This window comes from Kitasatospora sp. NPDC086801, from assembly GCF_044745805.1.
Classification (GTDB): Bacteria; Actinomycetota; Actinomycetes; order Streptomycetales; family Streptomycetaceae; genus Kitasatospora.
Map to the genome: position 1 here is coordinate 220,845 of NZ_JBIVAX010000002.1, position 14,502 is coordinate 235,346.

The 14,502-nt window shown below is 74.5% G+C and carries 11 protein-coding genes; 4 read left to right on the forward strand and 7 right to left on the reverse strand.

Translation table 11 applies throughout. The features are described 5' to 3' along the window. Positions 1-29: 29 nt before the first annotated feature. Positions 30-1,433 carry a glutamate decarboxylase gene (locus ACIPLC_RS04390; protein ID WP_400470975.1) on the forward strand — a complete coding sequence of 468 codons (1,404 nt, stop codon included), beginning with the start codon at positions 30-32 and terminating at the stop codon, positions 1,431-1,433. 446 nt (positions 1,434-1,879) lie between these two features. Beyond that, positions 1,880-2,968, forward strand: a complete 1,089-nt coding sequence (locus tag ACIPLC_RS04395; RefSeq protein ID WP_400470977.1) for a DUF2690 domain-containing protein — start codon at positions 1,880-1,882, stop codon at positions 2,966-2,968. 18 nt (positions 2,969-2,986) lie between these two features. Here the strand turns inward: ACIPLC_RS04395 and ACIPLC_RS04400 are convergent, their stop codons facing one another. The 5 genes from ACIPLC_RS04400 to ACIPLC_RS04420 all read right to left on the reverse strand — a co-directional run bounded on the left by ACIPLC_RS04400 (position 2,987) and on the right by ACIPLC_RS04420 (position 9,926). Next, positions 2,987-4,219, reverse strand: a complete 1,233-nt coding sequence (locus ACIPLC_RS04400; protein ID WP_400470979.1) for a sigma-70 family RNA polymerase sigma factor — start codon at positions 4,217-4,219, stop codon at positions 2,987-2,989. 139 nt (positions 4,220-4,358) lie between these two features. Then, positions 4,359-6,263, reverse strand: coding sequence for a DNA primase (dnaG, locus tag ACIPLC_RS04405; protein WP_400470981.1), 1,905 nt, complete (start codon positions 6,261-6,263; stop codon positions 4,359-4,361). 135 nt (positions 6,264-6,398) lie between these two features. After that, positions 6,399-7,712 (reverse strand): deoxyguanosinetriphosphate triphosphohydrolase, encoded by a 1,314-nt coding sequence (locus ACIPLC_RS04410; protein WP_400470983.1) that lies wholly within the window; start codon positions 7,710-7,712, stop codon positions 6,399-6,401. 126 nt (positions 7,713-7,838) lie between these two features. Next, a complete protein-coding gene (locus ACIPLC_RS04415) occupies positions 7,839-8,804 on the reverse strand; it encodes an SGNH/GDSL hydrolase family protein (protein ID WP_400470985.1) in 966 nt (321 codons plus the stop codon). A 177-nt stretch (positions 8,805-8,981) separates the two neighbouring features. After that, complete coding sequence (locus tag ACIPLC_RS04420; protein ID WP_400470987.1) at positions 8,982-9,926, reverse strand: PAC2 family protein; 945 nt, start codon at positions 9,924-9,926, stop codon at positions 8,982-8,984. A 647-nt stretch (positions 9,927-10,573) separates the two neighbouring features. On the opposite strand from ACIPLC_RS04420, the gene ACIPLC_RS04425 reads away from it, so the two are divergent. After that, positions 10,574-11,302, forward strand: coding sequence for a GNAT family protein (locus tag ACIPLC_RS04425; RefSeq protein WP_363586328.1), 729 nt, complete (start codon positions 10,574-10,576; stop codon positions 11,300-11,302). 16 nt (positions 11,303-11,318) lie between these two features. On the opposite strand, the gene ACIPLC_RS04430 is transcribed toward ACIPLC_RS04425, so the two are convergent. Then, on the reverse strand, positions 11,319-12,581 hold the full coding sequence (locus ACIPLC_RS04430; RefSeq protein WP_400470989.1) for an ADP-ribosylglycohydrolase family protein: 1,263 nt from the start codon (positions 12,579-12,581) through the stop codon (positions 11,319-11,321). Between the two features lie 111 nt (positions 12,582-12,692). Here ACIPLC_RS04430 and ACIPLC_RS04435 point away from each other — a divergent pair, with 111 nt between their 5' ends. Then, on the forward strand, positions 12,693-13,688 hold the full coding sequence (locus ACIPLC_RS04435) for a hypothetical protein (RefSeq protein WP_400470991.1): 996 nt from the start codon (positions 12,693-12,695) through the stop codon (positions 13,686-13,688). Positions 13,689-13,731: 43 nt separating this feature from the next. Here the strand turns inward: ACIPLC_RS04435 and ACIPLC_RS04440 are convergent, their stop codons facing one another. Then, positions 13,732-14,247, reverse strand: a complete 516-nt coding sequence (locus tag ACIPLC_RS04440) for a ribonuclease (RefSeq protein ID WP_400470993.1) — start codon at positions 14,245-14,247, stop codon at positions 13,732-13,734. Between the last annotated feature and the right edge of the window lie 255 nt (positions 14,248-14,502).

Here is a 14,502-nt window from a genome sequence, read left to right on the forward strand (position 1 = left end):
GCCACCGGCGTGAAGGGCGGCAGGACTCCATGGCGCTGCACAAGGGAACCGGCGACGACCGCCGACTGAGCATCAGTCCGTTCGTGGGCGCCGCCGACCCGCTGGGCTCGATGAAACTGGCACCGCCGCTGCACCGGCTCGGCGAGGGGCCCGTCGCGGCCGACAGCGCGTACCAGCTGATCCACGACGAGCTGATGCTGGACGGCAACGCCAGGCTCAACCTGGCGACCTTCGTCACCACCTCGATGGAGGTGCAGGCCACCCGGCTGATGACCGAGTGCCTGGACAAGAACATGATCGACAAGGACGAGTACCCGCAGACCGCCGAACTGGAGCGGCGCTGCGTGGCGATCCTCGCCGACCTCTGGCACGCCCCCGACCCGGACGCCACGGTCGGCTGCTCCACCACCGGCTCCAGCGAGGCCTGCATGCTGGCCGGCATGGCACTCAAGCGCCGCTGGATGCGCCGCAACGCCGACCGCTACGCGGCCGGGGCCCGGCCCAACCTGGTGATGGGCGTCAACGTGCAGGTGTGCTGGGAGAAGTTCTGCACCTTCTGGGAGGTCGAGGCCCGCACCGCGCCCATGGAGGGCGAGCGCTTCCACCTCGACGCCGAGCAAGCGGTCGCGCTGTGCGACGAGGACACCATCGGCGTGGTCGGCATCCTCGGCTCCACCTTCGACGGCTCCTACGAGCCGATCGCGGAGATCTGCGCGGCCCTGGACGACCTCCAGCAGCGCACCGGCCTCGACGTCCCGGTGCACGTGGACGGCGCCTCCGGCGGCATGGTGGCGCCCTTCCTCGACCCCGAGCTGGTCTGGGACTTCCGACTCCCCCGGGTCGCCTCGATCAACAGCTCCGGGCACAAGTACGGCCTGGTCTACCCCGGCGTCGGCTGGGCCCTGTGGCGCGACCAGGAGGCCCTGCCGGAGGAACTGGTCTTCCGGGTCAACTACCTCGGCGGCGAGATGCCGACCTTCGCGCTCAACTTCTCCCGCCCCGGCGCCGAGGTGGTCGCGCAGTACTACATCTTCCTGCGGCTCGGCCGGGACGGCTTCCGGGCCGTCCAGGGCGCCTGCCGCGAGGTCGCCACCCACCTGTCCGGGGCGATCGAGCAGCTGGGCGCCTTCCGGCTGCTGACCCGCGGCGACCAGTTGCCGGTCTTCGCCCTCACCACCGCCGCCGACGAGCCGTTCGACGTGTTCGACGTCTCGCGGCGGCTGCGCGAACGCGGCTGGCAGGTGCCCGCGTACACCTTCCCCGCGAACCGGACGGACCTGTCGGTGCTCCGGGTGGTCTGTCGCAACGGCTTCTCGCTGGACCTCGCCGACCTGCTGCTGGCCGACCTCTCCCGGCTGCTGCCGGAGCTGCGGCGCCAGCCCGGCCCGCTCAAGGAGCTCGGGGTGCCGGCCCGGTCGGGCTTCCACCACTAGGGCGTGTCTCACTTCATTCGCGTCATTCGCGGCGGATCTCGTCGGGGCGTGATCGTCGGGGCGTGATCACGGTGGGGAGGGCGCGGCGAAGCGCTCTCCCCACCGTGCGTCCCGGACGAACCGGGGCAGCCTCCCCCCGCGAGGCTGCCCCGGCCGGTGGGGGAATCGGGACGTGGTGCCGGAGCGTGGACCGGTGACCGGTCCGCGTCCGAACGACGCCGTCGGGCGGCGAACCGTGCCGACCGGAGAACTGTGCACGACGGACGCGTGCACATGCGAGCGTTCCCGGGGGTTGTGAGACACTTCCGTCCGTCTCAGCGCCATGACCTGGGGTTTGGGACGCCAGGCCGAGGAGTTTGGAGAAGCGGAGACACCCGAACGGCCCAGGCCGGAGCCTGTTCCGCTTTCCCGTTCCCCGTTCCCGACCCGCATCGTTGGAAGGCCCCATGGGTTCCGCCTGGAAGAACCTGCCCGAAGAGCTGTCCGAACCCGCCCGGCTGCTGGCCGAGGAGCTCCGCGCCATCAAGGACGCCGCCGGGCTCTCGCTGTCCGAGCTGGCCGCCCGGACGCACTACAGCCGGGCCTCCTGGGAACGCTGGCTGAACGGCAAGCGGGTCATCACCGGGCAGGCGCTGGAGGCGCTGACCGGGGCGGTGGACTGCGACGGGCCGACGCTGCGGGCGCTGTGGGAGCAGGCCGTCGCGGGGCCCGAGGAGGACGGCGAGCCCGCCGCTCAGGCCACTCCCGGGAAGCCTCCGGCGGCGGAGCCTCCGACGGACCGGACCGGCGCACCCGACACGTCCGATGCACCCGTCGCCTCCGGCGCACCCTACGAGCCCGACGAGCCCGACGGCGCCGCGACACCGCCCGCGGCGTGGTGGCGGCGCCCGGCGATGCTCCTGACCGGCGCCGCCGTGCTGGCGGCCCTGCTGGTGCTGATCGGCCTGCGGGCCACGCGGCACCGGGAGCAGCCGGCGACCGTCGCCGAACCCGTCCCGCCCGCCACCGCGGCCAAGCCCGCCCCCGCCGCCCCCACCTGCCAGGCCGTCGGATGCGCGCACAAGGACCCCAAGGCCACCGGCTGCGGCAAGGACGCCCGGACCCTGCAGACCGACGTCATCGGCAAGGTCGTCGTCTACCTCCGGTACAGCCAGACCTGCCAGGCGGCCTGGGCGGCGATCACCGAGGGCCAGCCGAACGACTACGCGACCATCACCGACGACTCCGGCGAGAGCGAGACGGCGCTCATCCACTGGGGCTACGACAACTACTCGTCGATGCTGGACGCGGCCGACCGGGCCACCACCTTCCAGGTCTGCGGGTACCAGCCGGCCGGGCACGTCTGCACCTCGCCCGTCTCCGACCTGGCCGCCGTGGTGGCCTCCACCCCGATCCCGATCGGCCCCGCCTCGCCGCCCCCTGGCACCGGCGCGGACGCCGCGGTCACCGACCCGCCGTCCCCGGCGCAGCCGACCAGCACGCAGCCCACCACCGCACAGCCCACCACCGCGCAGCCGGCCCCGAGCCGGCCCTAGCCGACCCCGGCGGGCCGTTCAATCGAGATATCCGCGCAGCTGCGCAGCGAAGGCGTGGTCACGGAGCTTGATCAGCGTCTTCGACTCGATCTGCCGGATCCGCTCCCTGGTCACGCCGAACACCGTGCCGATCTCCTCCAGCGTGCGCGGACGGCCGTCGTCCAGCCCGTAGCGGAGCTGGACGACCTGGCGCTCCCGCTCGCCCAGGGTGGCCAGTACCGCGTCCAGGTGCTGGCGCAGCAGCAGGAAGGTGGCGGATTCCGCGGGTGAGGCGGCGTCGGCGTCCTCGATCAGGTCGCCGAGCGCGACGTCGTCCTCCTCGCCGACCGGGGTGTGCAGCGAGATCGGCTCCTGGGCCAGCCGGAGCAGTTCGCGCACCCGCTCCTCGGTCAGCTCCAGGGCGGCGGCGATCCCGGCCGGGGTCGGTTCCAGCCCGCGCTCCTGCAGCAGGGCGCGCTGCACCCGGACCACCCGGTTGATCAGCTCGACCACGTGCACCGGCACCCGGATCGTCCGGGCCTGGTCGGCCAGCGCCCGGCTCATCGCCTGCCGGATCCACCACGTGGCGTACGTGGAGAACTTGTAGCCGCGGGCGTAGTCGAACTTCTCCACCGCCCGGATCAGGCCCAGGTTGCCCTCCTGGATCAGGTCCAGCAGGGTCAGTCCGCGGCCGACGTAGCGTTTGGCGACGGACACCACCAGCCGCAGGTTCGCCTCGATCAGCCGACGCTTGGCGATCCGGCCGCGCACCACCAGGGCGTCCAGTTCGCGGGCCAGCGGGTCGGACGGCGGGGGGTCGCCGTTCAGCCGCTCCTCGGCGAACAGGCCGGCCTCGACCCGGCGGGCCAGCTCCACCTCCTCGACGGCGGTGAGCAGGCGGACCCGGCCGATCTCGCGCAGGTACTGGCGGAGCAGGTCCGCCGCCGGGCCGGTGTCGCCCTCGGGCTGCGGGCGGGGCTCCGCCCCGTCCCCGCCGTCGGACTCCGGGGCCTCGGCGTCGGGGGCCGCCTCCAGGTCCTCGGGGTGGCCCTCCGGCAGGCCCCGGGCGCCGTCCGGGGGCGCGGCCCCGGCCCGGCCGTGGTCCGTCTCCCGTTCCCCGGCCGGTCCGGCGGGGTTCGGTCCGGTCCTGGCGCCGGTCGGGCTGGAGGCCGGTGCGGCGGTCGGGCTGGAGGCCGGTGCGCCGGTCGGGCTGGAGGCGGCCGGTGCGCCGGTCGGGCTGGAGGTCGCGGCAGAGCCTTGGTCCACGGGCATCCCCTCGGGGCGGGCGCGACTCTGGCGGACCCGCGCTGAACGGAGGTGGGACGCCCTCCAGTGTGCGGTACGCCACGCTCCGTGGCCGAGACTCGTGCGCCGACTTTCTGCGCCGTTCCCACGGCTCTACGCGCCGTTCCTACAGCGCCGCCGCGCCCCGGCTGCGGAGCTGCTGGCCGTACTGCTGGAGCTGCCACAGCTCGGTCTGCACCGCGTGCTGCTGCTCGGCGTCGGCCCGGTGGCCGAGCCGCTGCAGGTAGCCGCGGACCTCGGCGATCCGCCGGTCCACCGCCAGCAGGCGCAGCTTGACCAGGAACTCCCCGGCGTAGACCGCGTCCACCTTCCGGCGGGAGCGCACCGGCTCGACGGTCAGCTCGGTGACCAACGAGCGCACCTGGTCGTCCGGGGCCGCCTCGCGCACCGCGCTGGTGAAGTCGGGCAGCGTCGCCCCGTACGCGGCGCCGCCGGCCTTGGCGATGGCCTGCCGGACGGCGGCGTACGGCAGCGTGGGGAACTCGTCCTCGCCGTAGTGGTCGAAGGCCGGGCTGACCAGGTCCGGGTGCTGGAGCGCCAGCTTGAGCAGCTCCCGCTCGACGAACTGGGCCGGGTCGCGCGGGTTGAGCCGGAAGGCGGGCTGTGCCGGTCGCACCGGCGCGGGCTCGGGGCGGCGGCCGCGGTCGGCGCCCCGGGGGTTCTGCTGGCGCTCGCGGTCCCAGCGGGCCAGCTGGGAGACCCGGCGGACGACGAAGGGCTCGTCCAGGATGCCGAGCATGCCGGCCAGGCGGACGGCGTACTCGTGCTGGATCGAGCGGTCCTTGATCTTGGCGACGATCGGGGCCGCCTCCTCCAGGGCCGCCGACCGCCCCTCCGGAGTGTCCACCCGGTGCCGGGCCACCGCCGAGGTCAGCGCGAACTCGAACAGCGGGACGGGGTTGTCGATCAGCTGCTTGACCGCCTCGTCGCCCTGGGCCAGGCGCAGCTCGCACGGGTCCATGCCGCCCGGGCTGACCGCGATGGAGGTCTTGGCGGCGAACTTCTGGTCGTCCTCGAAGGCGCGCAGGGCGGCCTTCTGGCCGGCCGCGTCGCCGTCGAAGGTGAAGACCGTCTCGCCGCGGTACTGCGAGGTGTCCATCAGCAGCCGGCGGATGATCTTGATGTGGTCCTCGGCGAAGGCCGTACCGCAGGTGGCCACCGCCGAGGTGACCCCCGCCAGGTGGCAGGCCATCACATCGGTGTAGCCCTCGACCACCACCGCGCGGCCCGACTTGGCGATCTCCTTCTTCGCCAGGTCGATGCCGTACAGCACGTGCGACTTCTTGTAGATCGGCGTCTCGGGGGTGTTCAGGTACTTCGGGCCGTTGTCGTCCTCGCGCAGGCGGCGGGCGCCGAATCCGACCACCTCGCCCGCGATGTCCCGGATCGGCCAGACCAGCCGGCCCCGGAAGCGGTCGATCAGGCCGCCGCGCTGGCCCTGCGAGGCCAGGCCGCCGAGCAGGATCTCCTTGTCGGTGAAGCCCTTGCCGCGCAGGTAGCGGACCAGGTGCTCCCAGCCCACCGGGGCGTAGCCGACGCCGAAGGTGCGGGCGGCCTCCTCGTCGAAACCGCGCTCGGCCAGGAAGCGGCGGCCGATCTCCGCCTCCGCCGAGGCCAGCTGCTCCTGGTAGTAGGCGGCGGCCACCTTGTGCGCCTCGACCAGGCGGGTCCGCTCGCCCTGCTGGTGGCGGGGGCTGTAGCCGCCCTCCTCGTAGCGCAGGGTGACGCCGGCCTGGGTGGCCATCCGCTCGACGGCCTCGGCGAAGGTGAAGTGCTCGATCTTCATCAGGAAGGCGATGGTGTCGCCGTTCTCCTGGCAGCCGAAGCAGTGGAAGACGCCCTTGGCGGGGTTCACGTAGAACGAGGCGGACTTCTCGTCGTGGAAGGGGCAGACGCCCTTGTACTCGCCGCCGCCACCGTTGGTGAGCTGAACGTAGTCGCCGACCACGGCGTCGATCGGCAGTGCGCTGCGCACCGCCTGTACGTCTTCGTCCCTGATCCGCCCGGCCACCCCGGAAGTCTACTGGGGCGGCCGGGGTTTCCGGGCGGGCCGGTCGCGCCGAAGCCTGTTGCGCCACGGGGGGCGGTCGGGCGCCGGGCGGCACGGCCGTGGGCGGTCAGGCCCGGGCGGCACGGCCGTGGGCGGTCAGGCCCAGGCGGCGCCGACGAGCCGGGCGTGCAGGGCGAGGGCGGAGGCGTCGGTGAGGGTGGCGATCTGGTCGATGACCGCGCGCAGGGCGGCCCGGTCGTCCTCGGCCTCGCGGTAGAGCGCGGCGAACACCGGGTCCAGGCCCTCGGGAGCGCGCTGGGTGAGCACGTACGCCAGCTCGGCGATCACGATCCGCTGGCGGGCCCGCAGCTGGGCCTGCTCGTCGCGCTGCATCACGAAGCGGACGGCGACCGCCTTGAGCACCGCGACCTCCAGCCGGACGCCCCGGGGCACCACCAGCTCGGCCGTGTACCGGGTGAGCCGGCCGGGGCCGTAGCGGGCCCGGGTGGCCTGCTCGGCGGCCAGGCAGAAGCGGCCGATCAGCTGGCTGGTGAGGTCCTTCAGCCCGGCCCGGGCACGGGCCGTGCCGTCGTACCCCTGGGGCCACCAGTCCTGGGCGAGCAGCCGGTCGAGGGCGGCGGCCAGCTCCTCCGGCTCGGCGTCCGGGGCGTAGCGCTCGGCGACCTTGAAGAGTTCGGCCCGCTCGCTCGGCGCGCGCAGCACGGCCGGGTCGATGTGGCCGGCCTGGAGGCCGTCCTCGACGTCGTGGGTCGAGTAGGCGACGTCGTCGGACCAGTCCATGACGGTGGCCTCGAAGCACTTGCGCCCAGCCGGGGAGCCGGCCCGCAGCCAACGGAACACCGGCAGGTCGTCGGCGTAGACGCCGTACTTGGGCGAGGCCGGGTCGGTGGGGTGGGCGCCGCGGGTCCACGGGTACTTGGTGGCGGCGTCGAGGGTGGCGCGGGTCAGGTTGAGGCCGACGCTGCGACCGGGCCAGGGGGCGAGCCGGGCGGCGGGGTGCTCGCCCTCCGGGGCGAAGCGCTTGGGTTCGAGCCGGGTGAGGATGCGCAGCGACTGCGCGTTGCCCTCGAAGCCGCCGCAGGCCTCGGCGGCCTGGTCGAGCGCCTCCTCGCCGGTGTGGCCGAACGGCGGGTGGCCGATGTCGTGGGCCAGGCAGCCGGCCTCCACGAGGTCCGGGTCGCAGCCCAGGGCGGCGCCCAACTCCCGCCCCACCTGGGCGCATTCGAGGGAGTGGGTGAGCCGGGTGCGGGGGAAGTCGCTGCGCATCGGGGCGACCACCTGGGTGGTGCCGGCCAGTCTCCGCAGCGCCGCCGAGTGCAGCACCCGGGCGCGGTCGCGCTGGAAGGCCGTACGGCCGGGGCGCTTGTCCGGTTCGGGGACCCAGCGGGCCTCGGCGGCGTGGTCGTACGGAAGCGGGGCGGCGGCGAGGCGGTGCGCGGTGTCATCCATATGCCCCTCACGGTACGCCGCGCCCCCGACAGCCGGGGTGTGCCGCGCACGAAGGGGCGTGGGCCGGAGCGTGAATCCTGCGGTACGCGCTGGTGTCCGCCCCGGCCTGCCGGACGGCCCCCGGCCTCAGCCGCGGACGGCCTTGAGGACGGCGGCGGCCACCGCCTCCTGCCCCTTGGCATTGGGGTGGATCGCCGCCAGGCCCGGGGCCGGGAACGGCGGTTCGACCCAGCGGGTGGCCTCGCCCGCGCACATGTCGTGCCCGGCCGAGGGGGCGGCCGCGTCCACGAACACCGCGCCGGCGCCCTCCGCACGCCGCTTGAGCATGCCGTTGAGCTGCTGCTCCTTCTCCGAGAGGAAGCCCAGGTCTCCCTCGGTGACCGCCTTGCCCAGCACCGGCCGGCAGCTCGCCGGGTCGGCCGGGAGCAGCGTCGGGTACCCGACCACGTACACCCGGGCCTGCGGGGAGCGGTGCTTGATGTCCTCCAGGATCCGGCCGAGCTGCTCACCGGCCGCGTCGACCTTGCGCTGCACCTCGTCGGTGCCGCCGGAGGCGTAGTGCTCGCGGCAGGGCGAGGACGCGCGGGTGGCACCGACGGCGCCCTTCACCGCGTCCACCAGGTTCTCCTTGGCGCACTCCTTGACGACCTCCATGAAGCCCGCGTCGTTGCCGCCGATGCCGACCGTCACCAGCCGGGTGGCCGGGGTCAGCGCGTTCAGCTGGGGCGGGTTGGTGCCGCGGTCGGTCTCCTGGGCACCGGTCAGGTCACCGGTGCGGGCGCCGCTGCAACTGACGTCCTGGAACTGGCCGCCCGGCAGCCCGAGCCCCTTCGCCACCAGGGACGGGTAGTTGACCCCCGAGCGGGAACAGCCCTTCGGCTCGCCCACCTGGGGGGTGATCTTCAGGCCGGCGGTGTACGAGTCGCCGAGGGCCACGTACGGGCCGTTCGGCGGCGGCGTGGACTTGGTGTTCTTGGCGGGCAGCGCGCCCGCGAAGCCCTCCGTCCCGCCGTCCGCGCCGGTGCACCCGGCGAGCAGCAGCGCGGCGAGCCCGACCGCCAGGGCGGCGGCCGGGCGAGTGGTCCTGGACATGGTCGTGGGCATGGCATCCCCCCGAGGGATAGGCGTCACACGGGCAGCTCCGTACGGCGGCGCGTCCCCCGACGCCGCCAGCACCAACGAACGGGGCCCTCGAATGACTCCCGTGACTCCCGGCCGCCGCCGACCCGGCCGGTTCCCGCCCCTGCGGGACCGAATTCCGCGCCGGGCCTACTCCGCACCGCGTTCGTGCTCGGCCAGGAACTGCTCGAAGCGCCGCCCCAACTCGTCCGCCGACGGCAGGTCCACCGGCTCGGCCAGCAGGCTCTCCCGGCCCTCCGCGCCCGCCACCGCGTCGTACTGGCCCTCCATGCCGCGGATCGCCGAGCGCAACTCGCCGTCCCCGTGCGCCAGCTGCTCCTCGATGTCCGCGTACACCTCGCCGACCCGCTCGCGCAGCCGGGTGCCGGGCAGCACCAGGCCGGTGGCGGACTGCACCGCCTCCAGGATCAGCACGGCCGCCGCCGGGTACTCCGAGCGCGCCACGTAGTGCGGGACGTGCACGGCGAAGCCCAGCACGTCGTGCCCGGCCTCGGCCAGGCGGTACTCCAGCAGCGCCTGGGCGCTGCCCGGGACCTGCGCCTGCTCGAACCACTGCGGGTAGCCGGCCGCGAGGTCGAGCCGGTTGCCGTGCGGGGTCAGGCCGACCGGGCGGGTGTGCGGCACGCCCATCGGGATGCCGTGGAAGTCCACCGCCAGCCGGACCTCGAAGCGCTCCACCAGCTCGCGGACGGCGCCGGCGAAGCGCTCCCACTCGACGTCCGGCTCGGGGCCGGTGAGCAGCAGGAACGGCGCGCCCGCGCCGTCGCGGACGAGCTGGAGCAGGATCTCCGGCGGCTCGTAGGACGTCCACTGGTCGCGGTCGAAGACCATCGGGGGGCGGCGCGCCCGGTAGTCGACCAGGCGGTCGTGGTCGAAGCGGGCCACCACCTGCGGCGAGCCCGTCTCCAGGAGGTGGGCCACCACCTGGCCGCCGGCCTCGCCGGCGTCCATGAAGCCCTCGAAGTGCTGGAGCAGCACGAGGCCCGCGCCGGTGTCGCGCAGCTCCGCGGCGGCCGCGGCCACCGCGGCCACGCCCTGCTGATCCAGCTCGTACAACGCCTGGAAGTCACGCACCGCGCACCCAACCCCGTTCTCTACTCGTCACGACGTACCGGCTTCTCGTCCTCTCCAGCGTGCCGGGCGCCGCCGGAATTCCCGACCCGCCCGGCGACGGGGCCGGCGGCCTCGGCGGACCGCTCCGGACCATGATCGCACCCGGGTGGAAAGCCCCTGGTCACGGGTGTTCAACGGCCCGGCCGGGGACGGGCCGCAGCGGCCCGCACCGCCATTCGCGTGCCGCGAAGTGACGCACCGCCTTCTGGCGGGTATCGTCCTCTCGCTGCCTCGCATCGTCGCGTCGTCGTCACGTCGTCCCGTAACGCCGTCGGCCACGTCCCGGACCGGTGCTCGGCCAGCCCCCACGACGCATCTTGCCTTCATCTGGCCGCCTGTTTCCTTCGCGCTCCCGTTTCCTCTTCGGCCATCTCGCGGACGCACGCTGTCCCCTCGCTCATCCCCGCCGGACCGGTCCGTGGACCCGTGTCCGTTCCGGCACCGCGCTGCCCGCTTCCGGGCCGCCGCCCCCGCCCCGCCCGACCGGCTCTCCGGCGTGCGCGGGTACCGGCGGGCGGACTCCGGGGCCGGGGCGACTGTCCACCGCAGCCCGAGCCGTCACCCCGGCGCGGGAGGCACCCTCCGACCGATGAAGGACCGAAGGTTCCGTGCCCGTACCTGTCATCCTCACCGGCCGCACCGTGCGGCTGGAGCCCCTCGCCGCGCACCATGCCTCGGCCATCGCCGAGGCCGGCGCCGAGGACCGTACGACCTACGCCTTCACGCCCGTCCCGCACGGCCTCGAAGCGGCCCGCGACTACATCGCGCGCGCCCTCGCCGACCAGGCCGCGGGCCGGTCGCTGCCGTTCGCGACGGTGAACGTGGCGGACGGCCGGGTCGTCGGCTCCACCCGATTCCTGGAACTCGACTACTGGCGGGGGCCGATGGTCTGGCCACCGGTGCCCGGGGTGCCGTTCGGCGACCCGGCCACGGCCGTCCCGGACGCCGCCGAGATCGGCAACACCTGGCTCTCGCCGCGCGCCCAGGGCACCGGCATCAACACCGAGGCCAAGCTGCTGATGCTGCGCCACGCCTTCGAGACCTGGGGGGTGCAGCGGATCTCGCTGCGCGCCGACGCCCGCAACCAGCGCTCGCGCACCGCCATCGAGCGGCTCGGCGCCACCTCCGAGGGCGTCCGCCGGGCCCACTCGCGCGGGCTCGACGGGGTGGTGCGCTCGACCGCGTTCTACTCGATCCTCGACGACGAGTGGCCCGCGGTGCGGGACATCATCGAGCTGCGGATCGCCGCCGCCACCTCGCCCAGCGCCCCGGATCCGGCGATCAACCAGGAGTGCCTTAGACACGGCGGCGGTCCCGGGCACCTGATCACGGCCTGAAACGGTCCGAAGGGGGCTACGGCCGCCACCCGTAGCCCCTGGCGGCCAGGCCGAGGACCCGTGCGAGGAGCTCCGGATCGGCAGCTCCCCGGAAGCGGTCGGGGTGCGCCTCGGCCAGCGCCGACCCGGGTCGCCAGCCGCCGCCGCGCACCGGGGTGACCCGGACGCTCCAGATCTCGAATCCGGTCCAGCTGCGGTGCAGGTGCAGGACGCCCTCGGCGGTGTGGGACACCCACTTGTCCTCCATCTCCCGGGGGCGCAGCCCGGCCCGGATCCGCTGCCACTCCTCGTCCGTCCAGACCACGTCCGGCACCGGGCAGGCGCGGGGCAGCAGCATGGGCTTCAGGCGGCCCTCCCTCTCCGGGGCGGGCCGGACGCCGCCCGGCTCGGGGAACGCCCAGCCGGGCAGCGGTTCGCGGGCGCCCAGCCAGGCGGCCGGAATGCCCTCGGTCCCGGTGTGTGCGGCGACCACTCCCCCGGTGATCGCGGCCACCGTGTCCATGTCGCCGCCGGCCGCGACCGCCTCCCGGACGGCGGCCGGATAGTCGCTCAGGTGCCGGGCGGCGCACCACAGGGCGTACGGGACGGTGTCGACGGCGGACGTCCGGCTGCCGTTGCCCAGGATCTCGGCGGCGGCCCTCGGGTCCGGTTCGGCGAGCAGCTGGACCGCCTCGGTGAGGCCGTCACGGACGGCGCCGTAAGGGGCGAGGGAGATCACCGCCTCCAGGAAGGACTCCGGCGTCATCGCCTCGGTGCGCGCCCGCACCGCGTACGCGGCGGCCACCGCGACCGCGATGGCGCCGTCCACCGCCTGCGGGTGGGTGTGCGTGACCACCGCCGTCGCGGCCGCCAGCCGGACGGCCTCGTCCAGGTCCGCGGCGCACGCCGCCCCCAGCGGGGCGACCCGCATCGCGGCGCCGTTGCCGTACGAGCCCTGGCCGTCGAAGACTTCGGCCGCCAGGGCCTTGGCGTCGCCGCCCTCGCGGATCAGCCGCAGCATCCGGTTGGCGGCCGGGCCGTAGCCGCGGTCGAAGTCGTGGCGCAGGGCGAAGGCGTGGGTGAGGTCGAAGGTGTCGATCGTGCCGCGTTCGGTGTGCGCGGCGTACACCGAGCAGGCCATCTCGGTGTCGTCGGTCCACGGCCAGGGGCCGGGCGGGTCGGTGCGGGCGGCGAAGTGGGCGGCGGCGGTGGCCGGGACGAAGAACTGTGCACCGTAGGCGTCGCCCACGGAGAGGCCGTTGAGCGCGTCGAGCGCGGGGCCGGCGGGTGGAGTCGTCATATGCTCCCCAGCTCAGCGGTTCGACCGACGCTCCGTCAACCTCATTCCCGCAGGTTCCCCCGACGGGCGATGTTTCGCATACATCCGATCATCGCGGGCACCACCCAGGGCATGACCCGCGTGAACCCGCTCGACCCCGTCGTGCTGCTCGGCGCCGACCAGCAGCACATCGTCACCCGGGCGCAACTGCGCCGGCTCGGGGTGCCGTCCGGCACCATCGCCCACCGGCTGCGCCCCGGCGGGCCCTGGCGGCAGGTGCTGCCCCGGGTGATCTTCCTGCAGACCGGCAGGTTGACGGCTCATCAGCGGCTGCGCGCCGCGCTGGCGTACGCGAGCCCGAAGGGGCGGGCCCCACAGGCCGGGGAGGTGCTGCTGACCGGGGACGCGGTGCTGGCCGACGCCGGGCTGCCGAGCGCCGGACACCCGGCCGACCTGGCCCGGATCGACGTCCTGATCCCCGGCCAACGCCGGGTCCGTGACAGCGAGTTCGTCCGGATCCACCGGTCGGCCGGGCCCCTGCCGGGCGGCTTCGAGCGGGACGACGGACTGTGGAGCACCACCGTCGCCCGGGCGCTGGCCGACCTCGCGCCGGGCGAGACGGGGCAGCGCCGGTTCCGGGCGCTGTGCGCGGAGGCCGTCCAGCGGCGGCACTGCGAACTCGGCGAGCTGCTGGACAACTTGCTGGCCCGACCGGGCGCGCTCGGACTGCCGCAGGTGGCCCGGGTCGTGGAGGACCTCACCGCCGGGGTGCGGTCGGTGGTGGAGGGCGAGGCCCGCGAACTCCTGGCGCACACGGGCCTGCCCGAGCCGCTGTGGAACCCGGTGCTCTTCCTGGACGGCCGCTTCCTCGCCGTCCCGGACGCCTACTGGCCGCACGCCTGCGTGGCGCTGGAGATCGACTCCCGCACCTGGCACCTGCACCCCGCCGACCACGAACGCGGCCTGGCCCGCGCCAACCGGCTGACCGTCGCCGGGCTCCCCGTGGTCCGCACCACCCCGGTCCAACTCCGGCGCGACCCCGTCCCGGTCCTCCACGAGCTGACCGCCCTCCTCACCACCGGCCCGCACGGCCCGCACCCCCGCATCACCTGGCGCCGGGCCCGGTGACGGCGGCGTGCTCGGTGCGGGCCGCGGGCTCGGTGCGAGGGTGTCAGCAGCGCGGGTCGATCTCCTGGAAGGTCGCGTAGTGGTCCGGCGACCAGTACTGCTCGCCCGAGCCGCCGGTGACGACGCGGCGGGTGCCGCGGTCGTTGGAGCCCGGGGTGACCACGGTGAACTCGTGGTAGTAGCCGCCGGACTTCTTCGGCAGACGGCTCTCGCGGTTCTCGAAGACGATGCCGTCGCGGTTGTACGGGTACGGGCCGTTCTTGGCGATCAGGCCGAGGGTGTCCTGGGCCTGGCTGGGGAGCTTGGTGCGGCAGACGTCGGCGAGCGCCGGGTCGGCGGGCACCCAGGTGCCGCTCGGGGCGGGGGTGCCGCCGGCGGGCGGGGACGGCTTGGGGGCCGAGGGCTTGGGGGCCGAGGCGCCCGCCGTGGTGGCGGTGGAGCTCGCGGCGGCCTTGGGGTGGCTGCTGCCGCCCTTGCCGGCGAGCAGGTAGCCGATCCCGGCGACGAGGGCCAGGATCAGGACGGCCACGACGACGAGCGGGCTTTTGCGTCTGGTCATGCGCCCCAGCTTGGCAGGCCCGCGGGCGCCGTCCGGCCAGCTACACACGTGGCCGCCGCCACATCCGGCAGGGCGGGGAAACGCGGGCGGCCGGAGACAGACGGACGGCCGGGCGGGGACGGACGCCATTGTCCGTCCCCGCCCGGCCGTTGTTACGTACGCCGGTTCTCCTGCGCCGAGCTCCGGTGTACGCCCTCCCGACGGGGAGGGAAGCGGTCAGTCCGGCCCGCGGCCGAGGAGGGGATGCCTACCCTC

What these genes read in the sequence shown, in the direction of transcription:
- ACIPLC_RS04440 (WP_400470993.1), bottom strand. Translation starts at nt 14,247, where the DNA reads ATGACCAGACGCAAAAGCCCGCTCGTCGTCGTGGCCGTCCTGATCCTG.
- ACIPLC_RS04395 (WP_400470977.1), top strand. Translation starts at nt 1,880, where the DNA reads ATGGGTTCCGCCTGGAAGAACCTGCCCGAAGAGCTGTCCGAACCCGCC.
- ACIPLC_RS04415 (WP_400470985.1), bottom strand. Translation starts at nt 8,804, where the DNA reads ATGTCCAGGACCACTCGCCCGGCCGCCGCCCTGGCGGTCGGGCTCGCC.
- ACIPLC_RS04430 (WP_400470989.1), bottom strand. Translation starts at nt 12,581, where the DNA reads ATGACGACTCCACCCGCCGGCCCCGCGCTCGACGCGCTCAACGGCCTC.
- ACIPLC_RS04435 (WP_400470991.1), top strand. Translation starts at nt 12,693, where the DNA reads ATGACCCGCGTGAACCCGCTCGACCCCGTCGTGCTGCTCGGCGCCGAC.
- ACIPLC_RS04400 (WP_400470979.1), bottom strand. Translation starts at nt 4,219, where the DNA reads ATGCCCGTGGACCAAGGCTCTGCCGCGACCTCCAGCCCGACCGGCGCA.
- ACIPLC_RS04390 (WP_400470975.1), top strand. Translation starts at nt 30, where the DNA reads ATGGCGCTGCACAAGGGAACCGGCGACGACCGCCGACTGAGCATCAGT.
- ACIPLC_RS04410 (WP_400470983.1), bottom strand. Translation starts at nt 7,712, where the DNA reads ATGGATGACACCGCGCACCGCCTCGCCGCCGCCCCGCTTCCGTACGAC.